This window comes from Roseitalea sp., assembly GCF_984466335.1.
In genome coordinates, this window is record NZ_CFIFWG010000023.1 from 1 (window position 1) to 24111 (window position 24111).

Consider the following 24111-nt stretch of genomic DNA (forward strand, 5'->3'; position numbering starts at 1 on the left):
CGGCCAGGCGGTCGCGATGATGTTCCGCGACACCGCTTCGAGCCGGCCGAGCGCGTCATGCAGGGGCGCGCGCGCATCCGCCTCGCCGCCGTCCCCGGCCGCCTGCCTGATCTGGGCGACCGCATCGCGCAGGACCCGGTCGCGTTCGAGCCCGGCGGCAAGTTCGGCGGTCACGTCGTCGAAAACGGCGATGAAACCGGCCGGCGCCTTGCCCGCCTCGTTCAGGCGCAGCGCCACATGGCCGCGCATGGTCACCGCGCCGTCGCATGTGGAAAAGACCAGCGGGATCGAACCGCGATCCTCGATCGGCAGGGGATCGGCCATGCCGTCGAGCGCCTCGAACGCACCCAGCGCGGCGCGGAACGGGGCGCGCTCGACAATGTTGAAGAAGTCGCGGCCAAGACCCAGCGAACCGATCATCACATCGGTGGACGCCGGATCGTCACGGCGGAATTCCTCGACATGCAGGATCTCGACGGCGCGGCGATTGTAGAGCGTGACACGGCCCGTCATCGTGCAGACGACAAGCCCCTGGTGCAGGTCGCGCAAAAGCGCTTCAAGGGCAGTCTTCTGGCGCGTGGCGTCGCGCATCGCCGCCTCGATGGCCGCATCGGTGCGCGCGCGCGCCTCGATCAGAGCGCCCGAAACCTCGCGGGCGGCCGGCGCGAGCATGCCGAGATAAGCACCCTCCGCGTGCAGGCGCGTGGCCCTGCCGTCGCTGTGGGCGATCGTCTTCAGGTCGGCGGCGATCGCCACCAGCGGCTTGGCGAGATTTTCGTCGAACTTGAGCGCGACCCAGGCGACGAGGCCGACGATGGCGAACGCCGCGCTGCCGACGATCACCACGATATGGTCGACGGCTTCCGCACCCAGCCGCATGGCGAGCCAGGCGATCGCGGTCGCGAGCAGAACCGCGCTGACCGTGCCGATCAACGCAAAAAACAGGGCGATGCGAACCCGAAGGCTCAGGCGCTCGACCCAGCCCATTGTGCGGACCTCCCTTGACCGTCCGCGTCGCCGCGCGCGGCCCGGCCCATATCGGTTCTCGCAGGCGAGTTTGCGGCCTGAGCCGGAGGCAGACCACCCCGTCTTTGGGCCTATGCCGGGGTCAGGCCCCGTGGACCGTGAACAGCCGCCAACGGCCGGTCGCGCCGATCACGTGGTTGCAAACCGTGTCGATCAGTTCGCCGTCGGCCGCAATGTCGATCCAGGCCACGTTTTCGGGGATGCCGGCTTCGTCGAGGGTCACGGCGTCGGTATGGTCGGCGCGGCGCGCGCCGGCGCAGTCGATGAACTGGCGCGTGACGACGGTCGGCGCGAAACGCTGCACCAGAATGATCTCGGCCTGGCGCAGCGCGGGCTCGGTCCGGTTGACGCGGATCGTGTCGGTGTCGACCAGCATGAAGCGGTTGATGCGCGGAAAGACCAGCGTCCAGGGCTGGATGACGTTCGAGAAGGGCTCGCCGGTGGCGACCACCACATGGCTTTCGGGCAGGTCGGCGACGACACGGCCATACCAGGAGTTCTCGACATAGGCGATGAAGGCGATCATGCCGATGCCCGCGGTCAGCGGCAGCGCGCCCCTTGGCGCCCTGCGTCCGGTGAGGCGGAACGCCAGCGAAACCATGCCCGCGCAGGCGACGGCCAGAACGATGGCGCCGAGAAAGGTAAGCAGCATGATCGGGTCCCCCTAGCGCCGCGCGCCGGCCTGGCCAATGGCCGATTGCAGCGTCTTGACCACGGAGAAGGCATCCTTGAGGTGGTTGCGTTCCAGCGCCGAAAGCGTGTCGGGCACCATGAAATTGTCGGGTTTGGCGCCCAAGCGAATCTGCGCCGCCTGGTGCTTGAGCCGCAATTCGACGATCAGATCGTAGGCGTCGATCAGGTCGCTGCCGCCGGTCTTCGAAAGGACGCCGTCCATGGCGCGGGCGGTCGTCAGGCGCTCGCGCGTGTTGACGGCCTCGATACGGCCCTTCAGCGCGTAGGCGCGCGCCAGATCGGTGATCGGAACAACACCGGAAAGCTTCATGTCGATGGCGTTCCTGTGTTCGCGGTCGCGCAGCAGCGACAGCCCGCCGAACAGACCGAGCGGGGGCGTGTGGGTCAGCGAGTTGGCGATCATGTGGGCGCGGAAGATGGAGTCCCGGCTGGCCCTTTCCAGCGTGCGCACATTGAGGTCGCCGAACAGGGTTTCGTCGCCGGCGACCGGCCGCAGGTCGAACATCACGCTGGCCAGCATCTGCGCCATCGGGTCGGGCGCGGCGATCCAGCCGTCGAAATAGCGCTGCCAGACCCGCACCGGCTGCCGCCATCTGGGGTTGGTGGCCATCATGTCGCCGGGGCAGTGGACATAGCCGCAGGCGTCGAGCCCGTCCGAGACGCACTTGGCGAACGCGGCGAAATAGGCGCCATGCGCCCGCGCGTCATAATCGTCCGACAGGAACAGGCAATTGTCCTGGTCGGAGACGCCCGTCTGCTCCATCCGCCCCTGACTGCCGCAGGCCAGCCAAAGCCACGGCACGGGGGCGGGGCCCAACGTGTCCTCGGCAAGCGCGATCAGCCGGCGCGTGACCGCATCGGCGACGCCCGTCATCATGCGGCCGACCCGATGACCCTCAAGCCCGCCGGCGACCAGTTCGACCAGCATCTGCGGGCCGCGCGCGACGACTTCGGCGAGGCCCCCGTGGCTGTCGCGCCGGTTGATGTCGGCGATCATGTAGATCAACGAGTTGGAGTTGCGGCGCACCAGATCGGTCCGCGTGACGATGCCGGCGGGCGTCCCGTCACGGGCGACGACCGGCAAATGGCCGATGCGCTTTTCGGTCATCACGATCACCGCTTCGAGCAGGGACGCTCCGGGGCCGAGCGCAAGCGGATCGGGCGTCATCACCTCGGACAAGGGCGTTTCGGGCGCGACGCCCCCGGCGATCACCGTGCCGACGAGATCGCCGGCGGTGACGATGCCGCCGAGCCGCCCTCCCTCGCCGGTGACGAGCACGCAGGAGATGTGCCTCTCCCACATCGTCTCGGCCGCCCGGCGAACGCTTGCCGTTCGCGGCAGGCACATCGGCTCTGGCGTCATCAGATCGCCCAGCGTGGCAGCGGCGAGATCGACCGGGGCCGCCGCCCCGCCCGGGCCTTCGGGCGCGCGGGCGCGGCGCTCGAAGAAGGCCGCGAAGACGGGATCGGCATCCATGACCGCCCAGAAGACCGGCGCGGGTATGACGGTATAGTCGGAACCGGCGCGCGCGACGACCTTGAGGACGGCCCTGCCGTCGCGCATCAGCGCCCGGTGGCCGAAAATGTCGCCGGCGCGCATGTCGGCCAGCACCGCGCCCTCGGCCGAGATCAGGTGCATGTTGCCCGCGGTGATCACGTGCAGGCCGGTCATGGGATCGCCGATGTCGCAGATCACCTCGCCCGCATCGGCGCGGCAGGGCGTCGCGCTTGCCGTCAGCCGGTCGAAATCGTCCGGCTTGAGCGCCCTGAAGGGCGCGCGGCCCTCGGCGAAGGCGGCAAAGGCGCGGGCTTGTCCGGTCATGGTCGCCGCCATCGGATACCGTATGCCGGGATCATGGGCGCGCCGTGATGGCGCAACAAGCCCCGCCCTGGTCGAGCGGGGCTTTTGCCGGTGCGCCCGGTCAGTGGTCGACGGCCGCGCCGGCGCCCCGAGGAATCCGGACGCTCTCGACCAGATCCTGGATGTGCCGCGGCGGCGCCTGCGTCGCCCTGGCGACCGCATAGGCGACAAGGAAATTCGCCACCGCGCCGATCGGGCCGAAATGGGTCGGCGGGATGCCGAACAGATATTGCGAACTGTCCAGAACCGCCGTGCCCGGAATGAAGAACCAGCCCAGATACAGGAACAGATAAAGGCACGTGATGATCAGGCCGGCCAGCATGCCCGCCGTCGCCCCGGCGGCGTTCATCCGCTTGGAGAAGATGCCCATCATCAGCGCCGGGAACAGCGTCGCGGCGGCAAGACCGAAGGCCAGCGCCACCACCTGCGCCGCAAAGCCCGGCGGGTTCAGGCCCAGATAGACCGCCACGCAGATCGCCACCGCCATCGATATGCGCGCCGCCGCAAGCTCCCCTCGCTCCGAAATGTCCGGATTGAAGACCGACTTGATCAAATCGTGACTGATCGCCGAGGAGATGGCGAGCAGCAGACCCGCCGCCGTCGACAGCGCCGCGGCGATGCCGCCCGCCGCGATCAGCGCGATCACCCATCCGGGCAGTTGCGCGATCTCCGGATTGGCGAGCACGAGAATGTCGCGGTTGAAGGTGACCAGTTCGTTGCCTTCCCAGCCGCGCTCGGCGGCGATCGCCGCCATGTCCGGATTGGCGTCGTTATAGTACTGGATGCGGCCGTCGCCGTTCTTGTCCTCGACGCCGAGAAGGCCGGTCACCTTCCAGGTCCTGAACCAGTCCGGCAGTTCGCTCTCCAGCACCGCCTCGCCCTCGATGCCGGCCGGCCACATGGTTGTGGTGATGTTCAGGCGCGCCATGGCGCCCACGGCGGGAGCGGTGAGGTACAGGAGCGCGATGAAGACCAGCGCCCAGCCCGCCGACCAGCGCGCGTCGGCCACCTTCGGGACGGTGAAGAAGCGGATGATGACGTGCGGCAGGCCGGCCGTGCCGATCATCAGCGACAGCGTATAGAGCGCCATCAGCCACGGATTGGTCGTCGCCGTATATTCCCGGAAGCCGAGGTCGGTCAGCACCTGGTCGAGAACGACCAGCAGATACTGCCCTTCGCCGGCATTGCCCGCCGACATGGTCGAGAACAGGCCAAGGCCCGGAATGGGATTGCCGGTCAGGTTCAGCGAGATGAAGATGGCCGGGATGGTGTAGGCGATGATGAGCACGCAATATTGCGCCACCTGGGTATAGGTGATGCCCTTCATGCCGCCGAGCACGGCGTAGACGAACACGACCGCGCCCGCCGTGATCAGGCCCCAGAAGATATCGATCTCAAGGAAGCGCGAGAAGGCGATGCCGGCGCCGCGCATCTGCCCGATCACATAGGTCACCGAGATGACGATCAGGCAGATCACCGCCACGACGCGCGCGGCGTTGGAATAATACCGGTCGCCGACGAATTCGGGCACGGTGAACTTGCCGAACTTGCGCAGATAGGGCGCCAGCAGCATGGCCATCAGCACGTAGCCGCCGGTCCAGCCCATCAGGAACAGGGAGTTGTTGTAGCCGACAAAGGCGATCAGGCCGGCCATCGAGATGAACGAGGCGGCGGACATCCAGTCGGCGGCGGTCGCCATGCCGTTCAGAACCGGATTGACGCCGCGGCCGGCGGCGTAGAACTCCGAGGTCGAACCGGCGCGGGCCCAGATCGCGATGCCGAAATACAGCGCAAAGGACAGGCCGACGACGATGAAGTTGAGGGTTGTTTGATCCATGACCGTGTCCCGCCCTTATTCTTCGTCGACGCCGAATTCGCGATCGATCGCGTTCATGCGCCACGCATAGAAGAAGATCAGCACCACGAACACGAGGATCGAGCCCTGCTGGGCGAACCAGAAGCCCAGATCGGTGCCGCCGACCGCGATTGCCGATACCAGCGGACGCAGCAGAATCGCAAAGCCGAACGAGGCAAGCGCCCAGATCGTCAGGCAAAGGCCGATCAGCCTCAGATTCCTGGACCAGTAGCTGTCCGCCGAACCCTGTTTGTCACTCATCGAGTCATCCTCCCTGGAGTGCCTGTTTCAAAAACCGTACCGGGAGGGGCGCGCGGACATTTCAAGCGCTCCGGAAGGCGTTTACCGGAAGAGCCGCGCGGGATCCCCCCTGACCCCTTCAATCGTGCCGCGGAACGGCGAAAAACCGCCTCCGCATTTTGCCCCATGCCGGTTGCGAAGGCGCCACGTGGCAAGGCAGGCGGCATAAGATTCCAGCGCCGTCCGCTTCTCAACACTACTTAGTGCTAAGCCCTGCGCCCGGCCGTGCCATGTGGTCGGAAAACCATTGTAGATCAAATTGTTGGCTGAATTCACAAGGCGTATAGAACTTTGTGATCGCAGCTTTCGTCTTACGCCGAATTGCCGATACGCCCGACGCAGCTTTGCAAAAAAGCAATCAGGAGTCGCTTGGTTGTCACACATTGAACGTAGCAAGTGCCACAAGCAAACGGCCAAGCGATTCGTTGCCATGCGTTACGCGATCTATTTCAGTCCCCCGCGGGACCATGATCTGACCGTCGCCGCCGCCCAGTGGCTGGGGCGCGACGCCTTTTCGGGCTTGCCCATCCCGGCCGCCGGGCTCGGCGCCCTGGGCGCGGGCGCGCAGGCATACTACACCGCCGCACCGCGCCGTTACGGGTTTCACGGCACGCTCAAGGCGCCCTTTCGCCTCGCCGGCCATGCGCGTGAAGCCGATCTGCTGCGCGCAATGGGCGATTTCTGCGCCCAGATGGTGCCCATCGACCCGCTACAGCTTCGGATCGGGCTGCTGGGCGGGTTCTTCGCGCTGGTGCCCGAGGCCGGCAACGGGCGTCTCGACGATCTGGCGAACCGGATCGTCGCCGGCTTCGACAAGTTCCGCGCCCCGCTCAGCGATGCCGAACTGGAGCGGCGCCGGCCCGAGCGCCTGTCGCAGGGCGAATTGCACAACCTCTACAACTGGGGGTACCCTTACGTTTTCGACGCGTTTCGCTTCCACATGACCCTGACCGGCCATGTCGAGGACCATGAGCGTGCGCGCGTCGAAACGGCCCTGATCCGCCATTTCGGCGCCCTGCCGGAGCGGAGCATCGCGATCGATCGGCTGACCCTGTTCGTCGAACGCGAGCCCGGCGCGCCGTTCGAGGTGCATTCGGTGCACACATTCGAGAAGACCAAGGCGCGGGCGCTTGCCTGACGGGCATGGGCCTGTCCAGGCGCTCTCTTCATAGACGCGGAGCCGCAACAGGCGGACCGGCGCCTCGCCGCCGCCAAGCTTGACCGGTAAAGCGGGGTGCCATACTCCACTTTCTCCCTACACGATCCGGGCGGGCCCTTGTCCAATCGCGTCATTGTCATTTCCGCATGGGTGCTTGCGGCCCTGTGCATCGTGCCGATGCTGTCCGTCGCCCTGTCGGCGCTCGGCGGCAACCCCGATGTCTGGCGCGGCCTCGCCGAGACCGTCCTGCCGCGCTATGTCTGGACGACGGTGCAACTGGTCGTCTATGTCGGCGTCGGGACCGCGCTGATCGGCACCGGCGCGGCCTGGCTGGTGACGTTGTGCCAGTTCCCCGGCCGGCGGCTGTTCGAGATCCTGCTGGCCCTGCCGCTCGCCTTTCCGGCCTATGTGCTGGCCTATGCCTATACGGATCTGCTCGATCATCCCGGCGCGGTGCAGACCGCGTTGCGGGCCGTGACGGGCTGGGGCCCGCGCGAGTACTGGTTCCCGGAGATCCGGTCGCTTGGCGGGGCGGCGCTCATGCTCGTGTGCGTGCTCTATCCGTACGTCTACCTGCTGGCGCGCGCCGCCTTCCTGCGCCAGTCGCCGACGGCCTATTTCGCCGCGCGCACGCTTGGCCATTCGCCCTGGAGCGCCTTCCTGCGCGTGTCGATCCCGATGGCGCGGCCGGCGATCGTCGGCGGCGTCGTGCTGGCGCTGATGGAGACCATCGCCGATTTCGGCACGGTCGCCCATTTCGGCGTCCACACCTTCGCGACCGGCATCTATCAGGCCTGGTTCTCGCTGGGCGACCGGGCGGCGGCGGCGCAACTGGCCTTCTGCCTGATGATCGTGGCGCTCTTTCTGGTTCTGATCGAGCGCATCGAGCGCGGCGCGCGCAGGCACCATGAAGCCGGTCGCCGGATCGAGGCGATGGCGCCGCACGTCCTCAAGGGCTGGCGTCTGGCGGGCGCCATCGCGTTCTGCACGGTGCCGGTGCTCGTCGGCTTCGCCATCCCGCTGCTCGTGCTGTTCGAAATGTCGGTGACGTCCGAGCAGGACCCCTTCTCCAGCCGCTACATCGGCTTCATCACCAACTCGCTGACCGTCTCGTTCGCCGCCGCGCTCGTCACCATGGGCGGCGCCGTGATCATCGGCTATCTGGCGCGCCTGAAACCCGGAGGGGCCTCGCACTTCATCAAGACGGTCGCCGGCATGGGCTATGCCATCCCCGGTGGCGTGATCGCCGTCGGCGTGCTGGTGCCGATGGCGGGCTTCGACAACGCGCTCGATGCGTTCATGGAAGCACGGTTCGGCATCTCGACCGGCCTTCTGATCACCGGCTCCATCGCGATCCTGGTCTTCGCCTACATGGTCCGCTTCATGGCGGTCGCGCTGTCGTCCTTCGATGCGGGCATGAGTCAGATCAAGCCGAACATGGACGCCGTCGCGCGCACGCTCGGCGCATCGACGGGCCGGATGCTCGGCCGGGTGCACCTGCCGCTGATGAAGGCCAGCCTGCTGACCGGTTTCCTGATCGTCTTCGTCGACGTCATGAAGGAGCTGCCGGCGACGCTGATCCTGCGCCCCTTCAACTTCGACACGCTGGCCGTGCAAGCCTACCGGCTGGCTTCCGACGAGCGCCTGGACCAGGCGGGCGTTCCCTCGCTGATCATCGTCGCGTTCGGCCTTTTGCCGGTGATCATCATGATGCGCACGATCGCCCGCGAGCGCCCAAGACATCACTCGGAGTTCGCCGCCGCGTCCGCCGGCCCCCGCGCAGCGCCCGAGCCGGCCGAGCGGCGGGCGGTTTGACGGCACAGGCATCCGCCTCCCATCAAGGGGAGGCAATCGCCCATGAATGCGGGAGGGAGGCAACAAAAAAGCCCGCGCAGGCCGAAGCGCTACGCGGGCAGTTCGGGACGGGCCGGTCTCGGGGAGAAACCGGCCACCCGGAGGAACGTTTACTCCCAGCCGGTGCTGTTGAGCACCTCGACGGCCGCGTCGATATTGTCCGCGATGTCGGCCAGATCGATGGTGTCGGGGCGGAAGATTCCAAGCTTGGCGACGGACGGGCTCAGTGCCACGCCAGGAACGGCGGGATATTCGTCATTGCCGGCGGAGAAATACTGCTGGGCCTGATCGGAAGCGAGATATTCCAGGAACTTGACGGCGTTTTCCTTGTTCGGCGCGTTGGCGGCGACGCCGCCGCCCGAAATGTTCATGTGGGCGCCGATGTCGTTCTGGTTCGGGAACACCCAGCCGATCATGTCGAGGCTGTCGGACAGGCCGTCGACCGGCTTGCGGACGGCGCGGGCGAAGTAATAGGTGTTCGACATGGCGATGTCGCACTCACCGGACACGATGCCGCGCAGCTGGTCGGTGTCGCCGCCCTGGGGCGCGCGGGCGAAATTGCCGACAACCGCTTCGGACCAGTCCATCACGGCGTCCTTGCCCAGATGGGCGACCAGCGCGGCCACGATGTTCTGCGTATAGACGTTGGTCGACGAGCGGATGCAGACCATGCCCTCATATTCGGGGTTGGCGAGAGCCTGATAGGTCTGCGGCGGGTTCTCCACATCGTTCCTGTCGTAGAACAGGATGCGCGAGCGCTGCGAGAAGCCGAACCACTGATTGTCGTCGTCCTGCAGATAGGCGGGGATGCGCGCTTCGAGCACGTCGCTGTCGACGGACTGAAGCAGGCCCAGATCCTTGGCGCGCGACAGCCGCACCGTATCGACAGTGAGGAAGATATCGGCCGGGCTGTTGGCGCCCTCGGCCTCCATGCGGGCGATCAATTCGTCCGCCTTGCCCTCGATCCGGTTGATCGTGATGCCGGTCGCCTCCTCGAAGTCGGAGTAAAGACGTTCATCGGTGTCGTAGTGCCGGGAGGAATAAAGGTTCAGCTCGCCTTCGGCGAATGCAGCGGTGCCGGTCGGGACCGCCATTGCGGTCGCCATCAGCGCAACCGTCAAGGTCTTCAGGGGCGACATTGTTCACTCCGTTAACTTGATAAAGACGATCATGTTTTGTATAAGGGGGAATGCGATGTCAATCCGCACCCGGGTACAAAGTTGATGGATTCGGGAAGTTTTTTTTAGAACGATTCGAAGGTTTGGGTATTGCCCCGCGATGACGTAGGATTGTGCTCCGGGCCCGTCCGATCATGATAAGGGTGACGTCATGAAGCTGACCAAACAGACCGACTATGCGTTTCGCATCCTGATGTTCTGCGCCGCCGGCGGCGACAGGCTCAGCCGGGTGGCGGACATTGCGCGCGCCTACGGGGCGTCCGAACCGTTCCTGTTCAAGATCCTTCATCCGCTCGTGGAGGGCGGCATCGTCAAGACCGTGCGCGGCCGCAATGGCGGCATCCGGCTGGCCCGGCCCGCAAGGGAGATCACGCTGGCCGAGGTGGTGCGCCTGACCGAGGACAATTTCACCATGGCCGAGTGTTTCGATGGCGAGGACGCCGACTGCCCGCTGATCGAGAACTGCCGGTTGACGGCCGCGCTGCGCGAGGCGCTCGATGCATTCCTCGCCGTGCTGGAGAGATATACGGTCGACGACCTGGCCAAGCCGAGCGCGGCGGTGATCAGCCTCCTGTCCATGATCGAGGCCGGGCCGCCGGGCCGCGTCAAGGCCGGCACCGCCTGACGCGGCCCGCCGAATCGGCATCACTACAGGTCGCGCAGAACCAAAGGGCCAGCGGAAGCGGCGCACATCACGCGAGGGTACCGCTGGGCGTGCGTTGACGCGATCGAAATATATCAATAATCCATGATGTATTGATATTTAGCGCTCCCGAGGAGACCCCCCGATGGCAAGCCCGTCCCGCCGCCTTGGCGCCGAGTTCATCGGCACCGCCTTCCTGCTGGCCGCCGTGGTCGGCTCGGGCATCATGGGCGAGACGCTGGCCGGCGGCAACATCGCCGTCGCCCTGCTCGCCAACACGGTCGCGACCGGTGCGATCCTGGTCGTCCTGATCACCATGCTCGGGCCGGTCTCGGGCGCCCATTTCAACCCGGCGGTGACGCTGGCCTTCTTCATGCGCGGCGAGATCGGCACAGGCGAGGCGATCCGGTTCGTGCCGGCGCAGATCGCCGGCGGCATCGTCGGCGTCTGGGCCGCCCATCTGATGTTCGACGATGCGCTGATCCAGTTTTCCGCCACCGTGCGCACCGGACCGGCGCAATGGTTTTCCGAATGGGTCGCCTGTTTCGGCCTGGTGTTGACGATCCTTGCGACGCTCAAGGTCCGCGCCGCCGCGGTGCCCATGGCCGTCGGCCTCTACATAACCTCGGCCTATTGGTTCACCGCCTCCACCTCCTTCGCCAACCCGGCGGTGACGATCGCGCGCGGCCTGTCGGACACCTTCGCCGGCATCAGGCCGGTCGATGTGCCGCTCTTCGTCGTCATGCAGCTGGTCGGCGCGGCCTGCGCCGTTCATGTCGCGCGCTGGCTGTTCGCCGGCACCGGCGAAACGGCCGACTGAAAAAGCGCCCCGCCCGTTCCCATCGGGTCCTGAAACCGTTTAGACAATGGCGACGGCCAGTTTCAGGGAGGACGGGATGAGCGACTATATCCTCGCCATCGATCAGGGCACCACCTCGTCGCGGGCGATCGTGTTCGCCAAGGATCAGTCGATTGCCGGCGTCGACCAGCGCGAGTTTCCGCAGCATTTTCCGAAGTCGGGATGGGTCGAGCACGACCTCGAAGACATCTGGCGCACGGTCGTTGAAACCTGCAAGGGCGCGATCGCCAGAGCCGGCATCGGCGCGGCGGACATCGCCGCCATCGGCATCACCAACCAGCGCGAGACCGTGGCGATGTGGGACCGGGCGACGGGTGAGCCCGTGGGCAGGGCCATCGTCTGGCAGGATCGGCGCACGGCCGCGCTCTGCGATACGCTCAAGGCGGCCGGGCACGAGCCGCTCTTCGCCGCGCGCACCGGCCTTCTGCTCGATCCCTATTTTTCGGGCACCAAGGTCAAGTGGCTGCTGGACGGGACCGAAGGTCTGCGCGGCCGGGCCGAGGCTGGCGGGATCGCCTTCGGCACCATCGACACGTTCCTGATCTGGCGGCTGACGGGCGGCGCCCGGCACGTCACCGACGCGACCAACGCCGCGCGCACGCTGATGTACGACATCGGCGAAAACCGCTGGGACGACGAACTGCTTTCGATCCTCGGCGTGCCCGCCGCCATGCTGCCCGAGGTGCTCGACTGCGCCGCCGATTTCGGCGCCGCGCGGGCCGACATATTGGGCGCGGAAATCCCGATCCGCGGCGTCGCCGGCGACCAGCAGGCCGCCACCATCGGCAATGCCTGCTTCGCGCCCGGCATGGTCAAGTCGACCTATGGCACGGGCTGTTTCGCGCTGCTCAACACCGGGCGCGAACCGGTCGCCTCGAAGAACCGGCTCCTGACGACGATCGCCTACCGGCTCGGCGGCGAGACGACCTATGCGCTGGAAGGCTCGATCTTCATGGCAGGGGCCACCGTGCAATGGCTGCGCGACGGGTTGGGGATCATCGAAAACGCCGCCCGGAGCGGCGAGATGGCGCAAAGGGCCGACCCCGAGCAGCAGGTCTATCTGGTGCCGGCCTTCGTGGGCCTGGGCGCGCCGCACTGGGACGCTGCGGCGCGCGGCGCCATGTTCGGCCTGACCCGGGCGACGGGACCGGAGGAGATCGCCAGGGCGACGCTCGAAGCGGTCTGCTACCAGACGCGCGATCTGATCGAGGCGATGCACGGGGACTGGCCCGATGCGGCAGGCGCCCAGACCACGCTGCGCGTCGATGGCGGCATGGTCGCCTCGGACTGGACGATGCAGTGCCTGGCCGATCTGCTCGACGCGCCGGTCGACAGGCCGGCCATGCTCGAAACCACCGCGCTCGGCGTTGCCTGGCTGGCCGGCAGCCATGCCGGCGTCTGGCCGGACCGGGACGGGTTCGCGGCAAGCTGGGCGCGCGACCGGCGCTTTGCGCCGCGCATGGACGCCAAGACGCGCGCCGCCAGGATCGCCGGCTGGAACGATGCGGTCAGCCGGACCTTGAGCCGCCGCTGATCACGGGCCGCGCCCGGCCGCGAACGGGTTCGGAACCGCCGTCATTGCGCGATGACGGCCCTGCGGATCACTCCGCCGCTTGCGAGCCGCCCGGATAGTTGCGCCGGCGCGCGCGCTCTTCGAGCAGGTCGAGCAGATCGCCCGCCGCCTTGAGCACGTCCGTGCCCGGCCCGAAGATCGCCGCAACGCCCGCCCGCCTGAGGAAATCATAGTCCTGCGCCGGGATCACCCCGCCGACGATCACCGCCTTGTCGGCCGCATCGCGCGCCGCCAGTTCCTTGACCAGGATCGGCGCCAGCGTCTTGTGGCCGGCGGCGTGCGAACTCATGCCGACGATCTCGACATCGAAATCGACGGCCATCCGCGCGGCCTCGTCCGGCGTCTGGAACAGCGGGCCGACATGGACGTCGAAGCCCAGATCGCCGAACGCCGTCGCAATGACCTTGGCGCCGCGATCGTGCCCGTCCTGGCCCATCTTGGCGATGAAGATCGACGGCGCCCGACCGGCGCCGGCCTTGCGCGCCTCGATCCGCGCCTTGACCGCGGCGAAGCGCCCGTCGCCTTCATAGGCGTCTCCATAGACCCCCTTGATGGTGATCACCTCGGCCACATGCCGGCCGAACACGGCCTCCATGGCGGCCGATATCTCGCCGACGGTGGCCCGCGCCCGCGCCGCCTCGACGGCAAGGCCCAGAAGATTGCCCCGCCCCGAACGCGCCGCCTCGGTGATCGCCGCGAGCGCCGCTTGGCAGGCCGCCTCGTCGCGGCGCGCCCTGATGCGCTTGAGCCGCGCGACCTGTGCGGCGCGCACGGCGGTGTTGTCGATGTCGAGAATGTCGATCTCGTCCTCGGTTTCGAGCCGGTATCGGTTGACGCCGACGATCACCTCCTCGCCCCGGTCGACCGACGCCTGGCGCCGCGCCGCCGCCTCCTCGATCAGCCGCTTGGGCAGGCCCTCCTGCACCGCCCTGGTCATGCCGCCGAGGCTTTCCACCTCCTCGATCAGCGCCCAGGCCCTTTCGGCCATCTGCTTGGTCAGATTTTCGACATAATAGGAGCCGGCGAGCGGATCGACGGTTCGGGTCACGCCTGTCTCGTGTTGCAGGATGAGCTGCGTGTTGCGCGCGATGCGGGCGGAGAATTCGGTCGGAAGCGCGATCGCCTCATCGAACGCGTTGGTGTGCAGCGACTGCGTGCCGCCCAGTGCCGCGGCGAGCGCCTCATAGGCCGTGCGCACGATGTTGTTGTAGGGGTCCTGCTCCTGCAACGACACCCCCGATGTCTGGCAGTGCGTGCGCAGCATGGACGATTGCGGCTTTTTCGGCGCGAACTCCTCCATGATCCGCGCCCACAAAAGCCGCGCCGCGCGCAGCTTGGCCGCCTCCATGAAGAAATTCATGCCGATGCAGAAGAAGAAGGAAAGCCGCCCGGCGAACGCATCGACATCCATGCCCTTTGCGAGGGCTGCGCGCACATAGTCCCGCCCGTCGGCCAGCGTGAAGGCAAGCTCCTGCGTGAGCGTCGCCCCGGCCTCCTGCATGTGATAGCCGGAAATGGAGATCGAATTGTATTTCGGCATCTCGCTTGCCGTATATTCGATGATGTCGGCGACGATCCGCATCGAGGGTTCGGGCGGATAGATATAGGTGTTGCGGACCATGAACTCCTTCAGGATGTCGTTCTGGATAGTGCCCGAAAGCTGCGCGCGCGGCACGCCCTGCTCCTCGCCGGCGACGATGAACATGGCGAGCACCGGGATCACCGCGCCGTTCATCGTCATCGACACGCTCATCCGATCGAGCGGGATGCCCTCGAACAGGATCGTCATGTCCTCGACCGAATCGATGGCGACACCGGCCTTGCCGACATCGCCGACGACGCGTTCGTGATCGGAATCGTAGCCCCGGTGCGTGGCGAGATCGAAGGCGACCGACAGGCCCTTCTGCCCGGCGGCGAGCGCCTTGCGGTAAAAGGCGTTGGACGCCTCGGCGGTCGAAAAGCCCGCATATTGCCGGATCGTCCAGGGCCGGCCCGCATACATGGTCGCGCGCGGCCCGCGCATATAGGGCGCCATGCCGGGCAGGCCGCCCAGATGGTCGATGCCGTCCAGATCGGCCTCGGTGTAAAGCGGCTTGACCGGGATGCCCTCGGGCGTATGCCAGGTCAGACCGTCGGGCGAAGCGCCCTTGAGTTCGCGCTCGGCGAGCGCGCGCCAGTCTTTTATGCCGGGCTTGTCGTGATCTGCCATGGGGCGCTTCCTCCACCGAACCGTCGCCGTTCATAATGCGCCTCGATCCGCCCGCAATGCAACGAATGTATGGACATGCCCGCCGCGCCCGGCTATCGCCGCCGCCATGCGCGTGGTCTCCATCGGCGAATGCATGATCGAACTGTCGGGCCGGGAAGGGCCGACATGGCGGCAGGGCATCGCCGGCGACACGCTGAACACGCTGTGGTATCTGCGCGCGCTGCTGCCGGCCGATGCGCGAACCGACTATGTGACCGCCTTCGGTGACGATCCCTTTTCGGCCGAGCAGATCGCCTTTCTGACCGGTCACGGCATCGGCACGGCGCATAGCCCGGTCATGACCGGCAAGGCGCCCGGCCTTTATGCGATCACGCTCGATGCGGCGGGCGAGCGCGCCTTCACCTATTGGCGCGGCCAGTCCGCCGCCCGCCACCTGGCGGACGATCCGGACGCCCTCACCGCGAGCCTCGCCGGCGCCGACCTGGTCTATTTTTCCGGCATCACGCTGGCGATCCTGGATGAAAGCGCCCGCGCGCGCCTGTTCGAAGCCCTCGCCGCCGCCCGCGCCGCCGGCGCGACGGTCGCCTTCGATCCCAATTACCGGCCGCGCCTATGGCCCGACCGTTCCGCCGCCGCCGGCGCCATCGATGCCGGCTACAAGGTCGGCGACATGGTTCTGCCGACCTTCGACGACGAGCGGGCGCTGTTCGGCGACGGCGCGCCCGAGGCCACCGCCGACCGCATCGCCGCGCACGGGCCGGAAACGATCATCGTCAAATGCGGCGCCCAAGCCGCCCTGCTACACCAGGACGGACGGCGACGGGCGATCGCCCCGCCCGCGCCCCTCGCGCCCGTCGACACGACAGGCGCCGGCGACAGTTTCAACGGCGCGTTCCTTGCGGCGATGCTCACGGGCCGGGCCGCGCCCGACGCGGCGCTGCTTGCACACCGGGTCGCGGCTCGGGTGATCGGCCATCACGGCGCGCTCGTGCCCGAAGAGGCGCTCGCCGGGCTGCGCCCCGCCTGAGACAGAACGGCCTTTTCCTTGCCGCCCAAACCGGATAGACACGCGCTCGAAAAGGCGCAGCCGCCAAGAGGAACAAAGGACACCGAAGTGGCAAGCACGTTTGACAAAGTCGCCGACATCATCGCCGAGACCAGCGAGATCGAACGCGAAACGATCATGCCCGAAAGCCACACGATCGACGATCTTGGCATCGACAGCCTCGACTTTCTCGACATCGTCTTCGCCATCGACAAGGAGTTCGGCATCAAGATCCCGCTCGAACAGTGGACCCAGGACGTCAATGACGGCAAGGTGCCGACGGAGGAGTATTTCGTCCTCGCCAACCTTTGCACCAAGATCGACGGGCTGGTCGCCGCCAAGGCCGCCTGATCGCACGCCACAGGCCGGACGCGCAGCGTGACCCAAAAAACCGCCGTCATCACCGGCATAGGCCTCGTCACCGGCCTCGGCATCGGCGCCGGGGCCAACTGGCATGCCCTGGCCGCCGGCCGCACCGCCCCCATCGATACGGAGCGTTTCGCGCCCTACCCCGTGCATCCGGCGCCCCAGATCGACTGGTCCGAACAGATCCCCAGGCGCGGCGACCAGCGCCAGATGGAGCCGTGGCAGAGGCTCGGCACCTTTGCGGCCGGCCTGGCGCTGGACGATGCCGGCATCAAGGGCGACGATGCGCTGACCGGCACGATGGACATGATCGTCGCCGCCGCCGGCGGCGAGCGCGACGTGAGCGTCGACACGATGATCCTGGAGCGCCTCGCGGGCGGGCGAAACGACACCGGACTGCTGGTCAACGAGGTGCTGACCACCGAACTGCGCCCGACGCTTTTCCTGGCCCAGCTTTCCAACCTGCTCGCCGGCAACATTTCCATCGTCCACAAGGTGACCGGCTCGTCCCGCACCTTCATGGGCGAGGAAGGCGCCGGCATGTCGGCCGTCCAGACGGCCGTCGCGCGCATCCGCGCCGGCCAGTCGACCCATGCGCTGGTCGGCGCGGCCTACAATTGCGAGCATCCCGACATGCTGCTCGGCTACGAGGTCGGCCGGCACCTGCTGCGCGACGTGGAGAAACCGGTTGCCGGCCGCGAAGGCGGCGGGATCGTCGCCGGCTCCGGCGGCGCGTTCCTGGTCATCGAGGACGGCGATCACGCCGCGGCCCGCGGCGCGCGCGGCTATGCGCGGATCGGGCCGGTGGCGACCGATGCGGGCGATCCAGCCGAGGACAAGGCGCGCGAACGGCTCGACGTGCTCGCCGGCCAGGCCGGCCTCGACCGCGCCGACATGATCGTGTCGGCCGGTTCGGGCGCGCATCGCCGCAGCGCCGTCGAGCGCAATTTCCTGGCGGCCAGGCACCCGCGCGCGCCCGTGCGCGCCATGGCCGGCAGGACGGGCCATCTGCGCGAGGCGCAGTTTCCGCTCGCGGTCGCCGCCGCCGCGCTGTCGATCGCCCATGGCGCCCCGATCGCGCCGGCCGATCCGCGATCCGAGACGGAGATCCCGACCGCGCCGGGCACGATCGGCATCATCGGCCTGGGCCATGAAACGGCGGAAGCCATCGTCCTCGTCGAACCGCTGGAGGCGCGGCCATGAGCGCAAGGACGGACCATGCGGGCCGCCCCGTCATCGCCATCACGGGCGCGGGCATCGTTTCGCCGCTCGGCCGCGGCAAGGCGGACAATTGGGCGGCGCTGACCGCCGGCACCTCGGGCATCCATCGCATCGGCCGCTTTCCGACCGAGCATCTGCGCACGACGATGGCCGGCACAGTCGACTTCATGACCGCGCCGGGGGACGGCTCGGCGGCCCTGACCTACGCGCTGGCCGAGGCGGCGACGCTCGAAGCGCTGGCCGAGGCGGGCCTGGACGGAGCAGATTTCGGCGGCCCGCTGTTCGTCGCCGCTCCGCCGGTCGAGCTTGAATGGCGCCAGCGCCTGGCGCTCGACGCCGAAGGCGCCGGGCTTGGGCAAGGCGAACCCGGCTACGGCCGCATCCTGGCCGCCGCGCGCGCCAGGCCCCATCCCGAACATGCCGGCAACATCCACTTCTGCACCACGGCCATGCGCCTCAAGCGGAAAATCGGCGCTCGCGGCCTGCCGGTCACGCTGTCGACAGCCTGCGCCTCGGGCGCGACGGCGATCCAGCTGGGGGCGGAAGCGCTCCGGCGCGGCGAGGCCGAACGCGTCGTTTCGGTCGGGACGGACGGGTCGGTGACGGCCGAGGCGCTGATCCGCTTTTCGCTCCTGTCCGCCCTTTCGACCCATAACGAGGAGCCGGAAAAGGCCTCCAAGCCCTTCTCCAGGGACCGCGACGGCTTCGTGATGGCCGAAGGGGCCGGCGCCTTGGTCATGGAGACGCTCGACAGCGCCCGCGCGCGCGGCGCGACGGTCCTGGGCATCCTCGAAGGCTGCGGCGAACGGGCCGACGACTTCCACCGCACGCGGTCCAAGCCGGACGGCTCGCCGGCCATCGCCGCCGTTCGCGCCGCGCTTGAAGATGCCCGCATAAATCCCGAGGATATAGGCTATATCAACGCTCACGGCACATCGACGCCCGAAAACGACAAGATGGAGCATCTGTCGCTGACGGACGTGTTCGGCGCGGGCCTGGGCGGCGTGCCGATTTCCTCCAACAAGTCGATGATCGGCCATACGCTCACCGCCGCCGGCGCCATCGAAGCGGTGTTCTCGCTTCTGACGATCCGCACCGGCACGCTGCCGCCGACCATCAACCACGCCAATCCGGACCCGGCGCTCGATCTCGACTGCGTGCCCAATGTCAGCCGCGAGCGGGCGGTAACGCGCGTGCTGTCCAACTCGTTCGGCTTCGGCGGCCAGAACGCCTGCCTTGTCATCGCCGCCGAACCCGCCTAAGCGGGGCGAACCTCAAACGCCCCCGGGACCGCCCATGCGCGCCCTTCAGCTCGTTGAAGACAAGACACTCGAACGCGTCGAGATCGATCCGCCCCCGCCGCCCGGCCAGGGCGAGGTGCGCCTGCGCGTTCAGGCCGTCGCGCTCAACCACATAGATGTGTGGGGCTGGCGCGGCATGGCTTTTGCCAGGCGCAAGCTGCCGCTGACCATCGGCGCCGAGGCCAGCGCCGTCGTCGATGCGGTCGGCGCCGGCGTCTGCGGCCTCGCGCCGGGCCAGCTTGTCGCGATCTTCGGCGCGCGCACCTGCGGCCTGTGCCGGCCGTGCCGGCAGGGACGCGACAATCTGTGCGAACATGCGCGCGGCGTGCACGGCTTCCATCTCGACGGCTTCGCCGCCGAGTTCGTCACCATGCCGGCGCGCAACTGCGTGCCCGCCCCGCCCGGCGTCGATGCCCTCGCCGCGGCGCTCGCGCCGATCACCTTCGGCACCGTCGAGCACATGCTGTTCGACAATGCCCGGCTCGAACCGGGCGAGACGATCCTCATCCATGCCGGCGGCTCGGGGATCGGTTCGGCCGCGATCCAATTCGCCAAGCGCCATGGCTGCACCGTGATCACCACCGTCGGATCGGACGCCAAGGTCGAGCCGGCCAAGGCGCTGGGCGCCGACCATGTGATCAACTATCGCAAGGACCGGTTCGAGGGCGTCGTGCGCAAGCTGACGAAAAAGCGCGGCGTCGACGTCGTCTTCGAACATGTCGGCGCGGACACATGGGCCGGCTCCATGCTGTCGCTCAGAGGCGGGGGCCGGCTCGTCACCTGCGGGTCGACCTCGGGCGTCTCAGCGCAGACCAACCTGTTGATGCTGTGCCAGCGGCAATTGCGGCTGATCGGCTCGTTCGGCTGCACCATGTCCAACATGGCCGACGCCATGGAAAAGATCGCGCGCGGGCTGGCCCGGCCCGTCATCGACACCGAGGTGACCATGGACGGAATCGACGCCGCGCTCGCCCGGATGGAGACGCGCGACGTGTTCGGCAAGATCGTCCTGCGGCTCGACCGCTGATCGCCGCCGTGACGCCGACCAGGACCTGGCTGCTCAAGCTTGCGCTGCGCGCCAAGCGTCTGCGCTATGCCACCGAGGCGGCCCTTGCGTTCGGCGTCCTGGCGATCCTGAGGCCCCTGCCCGCCGACGCGGCGATCACGACGCTCGCCGCCCTGACCGCGCGCATCGGTGCGCTGCTGCCGCGCCACAGGATCGTGCTGGAAAACCTGGAAAGGGCCATGCCCGAACGCGACGCGGGCGAACGGCGCGCCCTCGCCCGGCGCATGTGGGGCAATATGGGCCGGCAGATCGCCGAATATGTCTGGCTCGACAAGCTGTTCGACTTCGATCCCGGCGCGGACGCGCCGGGCCGCATCGAGGTGGCGGGCGAGGAGATTTTCACCCGCATTCGCCAGGCGCGCGCGCCGGTGATCTTCTTCACCGGCCATACCGGCAATTTCGAGCTGCTGCCGGTCTGCGCGGCGACCTTCGATCTTGAGGTCACCGCCCTGTTCCGGCCGCCGAACAATCCACACATCGCCAGGCGGGTGCTGGCCGCCCGCACGACGACCATGGGCGCGCTGGTGCCCGCCAAGACGGGCGCGGCGGCCGGCCTCGCCCGCGCCCTTCAGGACGGCAGGTCGGTGGGCGTCCTGGTCGACCAGAAATTCCATCGCGGCCGGCTCGGCACCTTCTTCGGCCGCAAGGTGCGCACCAACCCGCTTGTGCCCAAGCTTGCCCGCCAGTTCGACTGCCCGGTCCACCCGGCCCGCTGCGTCCGCCTGCCGGGCAACCGGTTCCGCCTCGAACTGGAGGAGGCGATCGACCTGCCGCGCGACGACGAAGGCGGGATCGACATCGACGCGAGCTGCCAGTTGCTCAACGACACCGTCGAGCGCTGGGTGCGCGAGCATCCCGACCAGTGGATGTGGATGCACCGGCGCTGGGACCCCAGCACGCTGGCCGACCCCCGCGCGGGCCGCTGAGGCAGTGCGCCGCCGTGGCGCAAACAGCTTGCAAATCGGCCGCCGGGGCGCACTATGGCGACCATGCAGGAGATGCTTCGCAAGGCCGTCGAGGATCGGCGGGACGAGCTGGTCGCGCTGACGCGTGCGCTCGTCCGCTTTCCCACCGTCAACCCGCCTGGCGAAGCCTATGCGCCCTGCGCGGAGTTCATCGCCGGCCGGCTCGCCGCCTCGGGCTTCGAGACCCGGCTGCTGGTCGCCGACGGCGAGCCCGGCCACACCGACCGCTATCCGCGCGTCAACGTCGTCGCCCGGCGCGAGGGCAGGCAGCCGGGCCGGACGGTGCATTTCAACTCCCATATCGACGTGGTCGAGGCCGGCCATGGCTGGACCGTCGACCCCTTCGAGGGGATCGTCAGGGACGGTCGCGTTTACGGGCGCGGCACCTGCGACATGAAGGGCGGGCTCGCCACCTCGATCGTCGCCGCCGACGCCTTCATCGAGGCGTTCCCGGACCATCGGGGCGCGATCGAAATCTCCGGCACGGTGGACGAGGAATCGGGCGGCTACGCCGGCGTCGGCTATCTCGCCGGAAAGGGCCTGTTCTCGCGCCCCCGCGTCGACCACGTCATCATACCCGAGCCGCTCAACAAGGACCGCATCTGCCTCGGTCACCGGGGCGTCTGGTGGGCCGAGATCGAAACGCGCGGCCGCATCGCGCACGGTTCCATGCCGTTTCTGGGCGATTGCGCCGTGCGCCACATGGGCGCCGTTCTGGAAGCCTTCGAACGCGACCTGTTTCCGGCGCTGGCCGCCCGGCGCACCGACATGCCGGTCGTTCCCGAAGGCGCGCGCGCCTCCACGCTCAACATCAACGCCATGCATGGGGGCCAGACCGACGAATTCACCGGCCTGCCCTCGCCCAACGTGCCCGACCGCTGCGCCATGACCATCGACCGCCGGTTCGCGCTCGAAGAGGACATTGCCGACGTCAAGGCCGAGGTCACGGACATTCTCGACCGCCTCAAGCGGGACCGGCCGAAGTTCGACTATGCAATCCGCGACGTGATGGAGGTCCTGCCGACCATGACCGGACGGAACGCCCCGGTCGTCAAGGCCGTCGCGGCCGCCATCGAGGCCGAGTTCGGCAGGGCGCCCGACTATGTGATCTCGCCGGGCAGCTACGATCAGAAACACATCGCCCGCATCGGCCATCTGCACGACTGCATCGCCTACGGGCCGGGCATTCTCGATCTCGCCCATCAGCCCGACGAGTGGATCGGCATCGACGACATGGTGCAATCGGCCCATGTGATGGCAGCGGCGATGCACGCTCTGCTGACAGGGGCGGCAGAACCTGCTTAACTTGCCCAATCAACCCCTGGAGGCCCGAACATCCATGATCGCACGCATCGCCCTTGCCGCCACGACGGCGCTCGCCATGACCGTTTCGGCCCAGGCCCAGCGCACCGACCTGACGCTCGGCATGGTGCTGGAGCCGCCGCATCTCGACCCGACCGCCGGCGCGGCGGCGGCCATCGACGAGGTGGTCTATGCCAACGTCTTCGAGGGCCTGACCCGCATCGGCCCCGACGGCGCCGTCATGCCGGGCCTCGCCGAGAACTGGATCGTCTCGGACGACGGGCTGACCTACACGTTCGAACTGCGAGAGGGCGCCGCCTTCCACGACGGCACGGCGCTCGATGCGGGCGATGTCGTCTTCTCGCTCGACCGGGCGCGCGGCGAGGACTCCGTCAACGCCCAGAAGGCGCTGTTTGCGGCCATCGAGACCGTCGAGCAGATGGACGAGCTGACCGTGAAGGTGACGCTTTCCAGGCCAGCCGGTGACTTCCTCTACAATATGGGCTGGGGCGATGCCGTGATCGTCGCGCCCGAAAGCGCCGAAACCAACAAGGAAAACCCGATCGGCACCGGCCCGTTCCGCTTCGTCGAATGGCAAAAGGGCGCCGCCGTCACCCTCGCGCGCTCCGATGCCTATTGGGGCGAGGCGCCGGCGCTCCAAACCGTTACCTTCCGCTTCATCCCCGATCCGGCGGCGGCCACCGCCGCGCTGCTCGCCGGCGACGTGCACGCCTTCCCCAACCTGCCCGCGCCGGAGTCGGTCCCGGTGTTCGAGGCCGACCCGCGCTTCACGGTCGTCATCGGCTCGACAGAGGGTGAAACGATTCTGGCGACCAACAACGCCAGGCCGCCGTTCGACGACATCGGCGTGCGCCGGGCGATCGCCCATGCCATCGACCGGCAGGCGATCATCGAGGGCGCCATGTTCGGCCTCGGCACGCCGATCGGCAGCCATTTCGCCCCGCACCATCCGGCCTATGTGGAACTGTCGGAGACCTACCCTCACGATCCCGGCCGCGCCCGCCAACTGCTCGCCGAGGCCGGCCATGGCGACGGCATCACGGCGACGCTGAAGCTGCCCCCGCCCTCCTATGCGCGCCGTAGCGGCGAGATCGTCGCCGCGCAGTTGCGCGAGGTGGGAATCGACCTGGAGATCATTGCGGTCGAATGGGCGCAGTGGCTCGACCAGGTGTTCCGCAACAAGGATTACGATCTGACGATCGTCTCGCACACCGAGCCAAACGATATCGGCATCTATGCGCGCGACGATTACTACTTCCAGTACGAGAACCCGGATTTCGACGCGGTGATCGAGACGCTCTCGGTGACCGCGGACGAAGAGGCCCGCTACGAACTGTTCCGAAAGGCGCAACAGATCCTCGCCGAGGATGCCGTCAACGGTTATCTCTTTCAGTTCGCCAAGAGCGGCGTCTGGGACGCGCGTCTCGAAGGGCTGTGGGAGAATGCGCCGGTGCAGGCAAATGACGTCACCGGGGTGAGGTGGGCACGCTAGTGTCCCTGATCTGAAGTTCGCTTCGTTACGCAGCATGCTCCGTACGCACTTCAGATTCGATCAGGACACGAGCAGGTCTTTGCTTCCAGTGTGGTTTACGGATTTGAAGTGCGTTCAGGAGC

20 protein-coding genes are annotated in these 24111 nt (G+C 67.7%); 13 read left to right on the forward strand and 7 right to left on the reverse strand.

The window, feature by feature from the left end; translation table 11 throughout:
* The 5 genes from AC5E6L_RS03685 to AC5E6L_RS03705 all read right to left on the reverse strand — a co-directional run.
* On the reverse strand, positions 1–987 hold a 987-nt coding region (locus tag AC5E6L_RS03685), incomplete at its 3' end, for a hypothetical protein (protein ID WP_491771353.1).
* Positions 988–1108: 121 nt separating this feature from the next.
* Positions 1109–1678, reverse strand: a complete 570-nt coding sequence (locus tag AC5E6L_RS03690) for a hypothetical protein (RefSeq protein ID WP_491229598.1) — start codon at positions 1676–1678, stop codon at positions 1109–1111.
* A gap of 12 nt (positions 1679–1690) precedes the next feature.
* Positions 1691–3541, reverse strand: coding sequence for a DUF294 nucleotidyltransferase-like domain-containing protein (locus AC5E6L_RS03695; protein WP_491771355.1), 1851 nt, complete (start codon positions 3539–3541; stop codon positions 1691–1693).
* A 100-nt stretch (positions 3542–3641) separates the two neighbouring features.
* Complete coding sequence (locus AC5E6L_RS03700; RefSeq protein WP_491230847.1) at positions 3642–5417, reverse strand: sodium:solute symporter family protein; 1776 nt, start codon at positions 5415–5417, stop codon at positions 3642–3644.
* A 15-nt stretch (positions 5418–5432) separates the two neighbouring features.
* The gene (locus AC5E6L_RS03705; protein WP_491771357.1) at positions 5433–5696 is read right to left on the reverse strand and encodes a DUF4212 domain-containing protein; all 264 of its coding nucleotides are present in this window, start codon (positions 5694–5696) and stop codon (positions 5433–5435) included.
* Positions 5697–6165: 469 nt separating this feature from the next.
* On the opposite strand from AC5E6L_RS03705, the gene AC5E6L_RS03710 reads away from it, so the two are divergent.
* Positions 6166–6873, forward strand: coding sequence for a DUF1045 domain-containing protein (locus AC5E6L_RS03710; protein WP_491771359.1), 708 nt, complete (start codon positions 6166–6168; stop codon positions 6871–6873).
* Between the two features lie 138 nt (positions 6874–7011).
* Positions 7012–8709 carry an ABC transporter permease gene (locus AC5E6L_RS03715; protein WP_491230267.1) on the forward strand — a complete coding sequence of 566 codons (1698 nt, stop codon included), beginning with the start codon at positions 7012–7014 and terminating at the stop codon, positions 8707–8709.
* A gap of 149 nt (positions 8710–8858) precedes the next feature.
* Here the strand turns inward: AC5E6L_RS03715 and AC5E6L_RS03720 are convergent, their stop codons facing one another.
* On the reverse strand, positions 8859–9887 hold the full coding sequence (locus AC5E6L_RS03720; RefSeq protein WP_491230268.1) for an extracellular solute-binding protein: 1029 nt from the start codon (positions 9885–9887) through the stop codon (positions 8859–8861).
* 190 nt (positions 9888–10077) lie between these two features.
* Here AC5E6L_RS03720 and rirA point away from each other — a divergent pair, with 190 nt between their 5' ends.
* The 3 genes from rirA to glpK all read left to right on the forward strand — a co-directional run bounded on the left by rirA (position 10078) and on the right by glpK (position 12962).
* Positions 10078–10551 (forward strand): iron-responsive transcriptional regulator RirA, encoded by a 474-nt coding sequence (rirA, locus tag AC5E6L_RS03725; protein ID WP_491771362.1) that lies wholly within the window; start codon positions 10078–10080, stop codon positions 10549–10551.
* Between the two features lie 163 nt (positions 10552–10714).
* The gene (locus AC5E6L_RS03730) at positions 10715–11389 is read left to right on the forward strand and encodes an aquaporin (RefSeq protein WP_491771364.1); all 675 of its coding nucleotides are present in this window, start codon (positions 10715–10717) and stop codon (positions 11387–11389) included.
* 76 nt (positions 11390–11465) lie between these two features.
* On the forward strand, positions 11466–12962 hold the full coding sequence (gene glpK / locus AC5E6L_RS03735) for a glycerol kinase GlpK (RefSeq protein ID WP_491771366.1): 1497 nt from the start codon (positions 11466–11468) through the stop codon (positions 12960–12962).
* A gap of 67 nt (positions 12963–13029) precedes the next feature.
* On the opposite strand, the gene scpA is transcribed toward glpK, so the two are convergent.
* Positions 13030–15210: a methylmalonyl-CoA mutase gene (gene scpA / locus AC5E6L_RS03740; RefSeq protein WP_491771368.1), complete on the reverse strand. Its 2181-nt coding sequence runs from the start codon at positions 15208–15210 to the stop codon at positions 13030–13032.
* A gap of 106 nt (positions 15211–15316) precedes the next feature.
* On the opposite strand from scpA, the gene AC5E6L_RS03745 reads away from it, so the two are divergent.
* The 8 genes from AC5E6L_RS03745 (at position 15317) to AC5E6L_RS03780 (ending at position 23989) form a co-directional block, all read left to right on the forward strand.
* A complete protein-coding gene (locus tag AC5E6L_RS03745) occupies positions 15317–16237 on the forward strand; it encodes a sugar kinase (RefSeq protein ID WP_491229153.1) in 921 nt (306 codons plus the stop codon).
* 87 nt (positions 16238–16324) lie between these two features.
* The gene (locus AC5E6L_RS03750) at positions 16325–16606 is read left to right on the forward strand and encodes an acyl carrier protein (RefSeq protein ID WP_491229152.1); all 282 of its coding nucleotides are present in this window, start codon (positions 16325–16327) and stop codon (positions 16604–16606) included.
* Between the two features lie 27 nt (positions 16607–16633).
* Entirely contained in the window at positions 16634–17824 is a 1191-nt protein-coding gene (locus AC5E6L_RS03755) for a beta-ketoacyl-ACP synthase (protein WP_491771370.1), read from the forward strand.
* The gene (locus AC5E6L_RS03760) at positions 17821–19104 is read left to right on the forward strand and encodes a beta-ketoacyl-ACP synthase (RefSeq protein WP_491771372.1); all 1284 of its coding nucleotides are present in this window, start codon (positions 17821–17823) and stop codon (positions 19102–19104) included. The genes AC5E6L_RS03755 and AC5E6L_RS03760 overlap by 4 nt, the downstream gene beginning before the upstream one ends.
* A 34-nt stretch (positions 19105–19138) precedes the next feature.
* Positions 19139–20170 carry a zinc-binding dehydrogenase gene (locus tag AC5E6L_RS03765; protein ID WP_491771374.1) on the forward strand — a complete coding sequence of 344 codons (1032 nt, stop codon included), beginning with the start codon at positions 19139–19141 and terminating at the stop codon, positions 20168–20170.
* 8 nt (positions 20171–20178) lie between these two features.
* Entirely contained in the window at positions 20179–21135 is a 957-nt protein-coding gene (locus tag AC5E6L_RS03770; protein ID WP_491771376.1) for a lipid A biosynthesis lauroyl acyltransferase, read from the forward strand.
* Positions 21136–21198: 63 nt separating this feature from the next.
* The gene (locus tag AC5E6L_RS03775) at positions 21199–22479 is read left to right on the forward strand and encodes an acetylornithine deacetylase/succinyl-diaminopimelate desuccinylase family protein (protein WP_491229147.1); all 1281 of its coding nucleotides are present in this window, start codon (positions 21199–21201) and stop codon (positions 22477–22479) included.
* 34 nt (positions 22480–22513) lie between these two features.
* A complete protein-coding gene (locus AC5E6L_RS03780; RefSeq protein WP_491229146.1) occupies positions 22514–23989 on the forward strand; it encodes an ABC transporter substrate-binding protein in 1476 nt (491 codons plus the stop codon).
* The last annotated feature ends 122 nt before the right edge of the window (positions 23990–24111 follow it).

Coding starts and splice junctions, on each gene's coding strand:
- AC5E6L_RS03700 (WP_491230847.1), bottom strand. CDS start 5,417: ATGGATCAAACAACCCTCAACTTCATCGTCGTCGGCCTGTCCTTTGCG.
- AC5E6L_RS03780 (WP_491229146.1), top strand. CDS start 22,514: ATGATCGCACGCATCGCCCTTGCCGCCACGACGGCGCTCGCCATGACC.
- scpA (WP_491771368.1), bottom strand. CDS start 15,210: ATGGCAGATCACGACAAGCCCGGCATAAAAGACTGGCGCGCGCTCGCC.
- AC5E6L_RS03730 (WP_491771364.1), top strand. CDS start 10,715: ATGGCAAGCCCGTCCCGCCGCCTTGGCGCCGAGTTCATCGGCACCGCC.
- AC5E6L_RS03710 (WP_491771359.1), top strand. CDS start 6,166: ATGCGTTACGCGATCTATTTCAGTCCCCCGCGGGACCATGATCTGACC.
- AC5E6L_RS03765 (WP_491771374.1), top strand. CDS start 19,139: ATGCGCGCCCTTCAGCTCGTTGAAGACAAGACACTCGAACGCGTCGAG.
- AC5E6L_RS03690 (WP_491229598.1), bottom strand. CDS start 1,678: ATGCTGCTTACCTTTCTCGGCGCCATCGTTCTGGCCGTCGCCTGCGCG.
- AC5E6L_RS03760 (WP_491771372.1), top strand. CDS start 17,821: ATGAGCGCAAGGACGGACCATGCGGGCCGCCCCGTCATCGCCATCACG.
- rirA (WP_491771362.1), top strand. CDS start 10,078: ATGAAGCTGACCAAACAGACCGACTATGCGTTTCGCATCCTGATGTTC.
- AC5E6L_RS03705 (WP_491771357.1), bottom strand. CDS start 5,696: ATGAGTGACAAACAGGGTTCGGCGGACAGCTACTGGTCCAGGAATCTG.
- AC5E6L_RS03720 (WP_491230268.1), bottom strand. CDS start 9,887: ATGTCGCCCCTGAAGACCTTGACGGTTGCGCTGATGGCGACCGCAATG.
- AC5E6L_RS03695 (WP_491771355.1), bottom strand. CDS start 3,541: ATGACCGGACAAGCCCGCGCCTTTGCCGCCTTCGCCGAGGGCCGCGCG.
- AC5E6L_RS03745 (WP_491229153.1), top strand. CDS start 15,317: ATGCGCGTGGTCTCCATCGGCGAATGCATGATCGAACTGTCGGGCCGG.
- AC5E6L_RS03775 (WP_491229147.1), top strand. CDS start 21,199: ATGCAGGAGATGCTTCGCAAGGCCGTCGAGGATCGGCGGGACGAGCTG.
- glpK (WP_491771366.1), top strand. CDS start 11,466: ATGAGCGACTATATCCTCGCCATCGATCAGGGCACCACCTCGTCGCGG.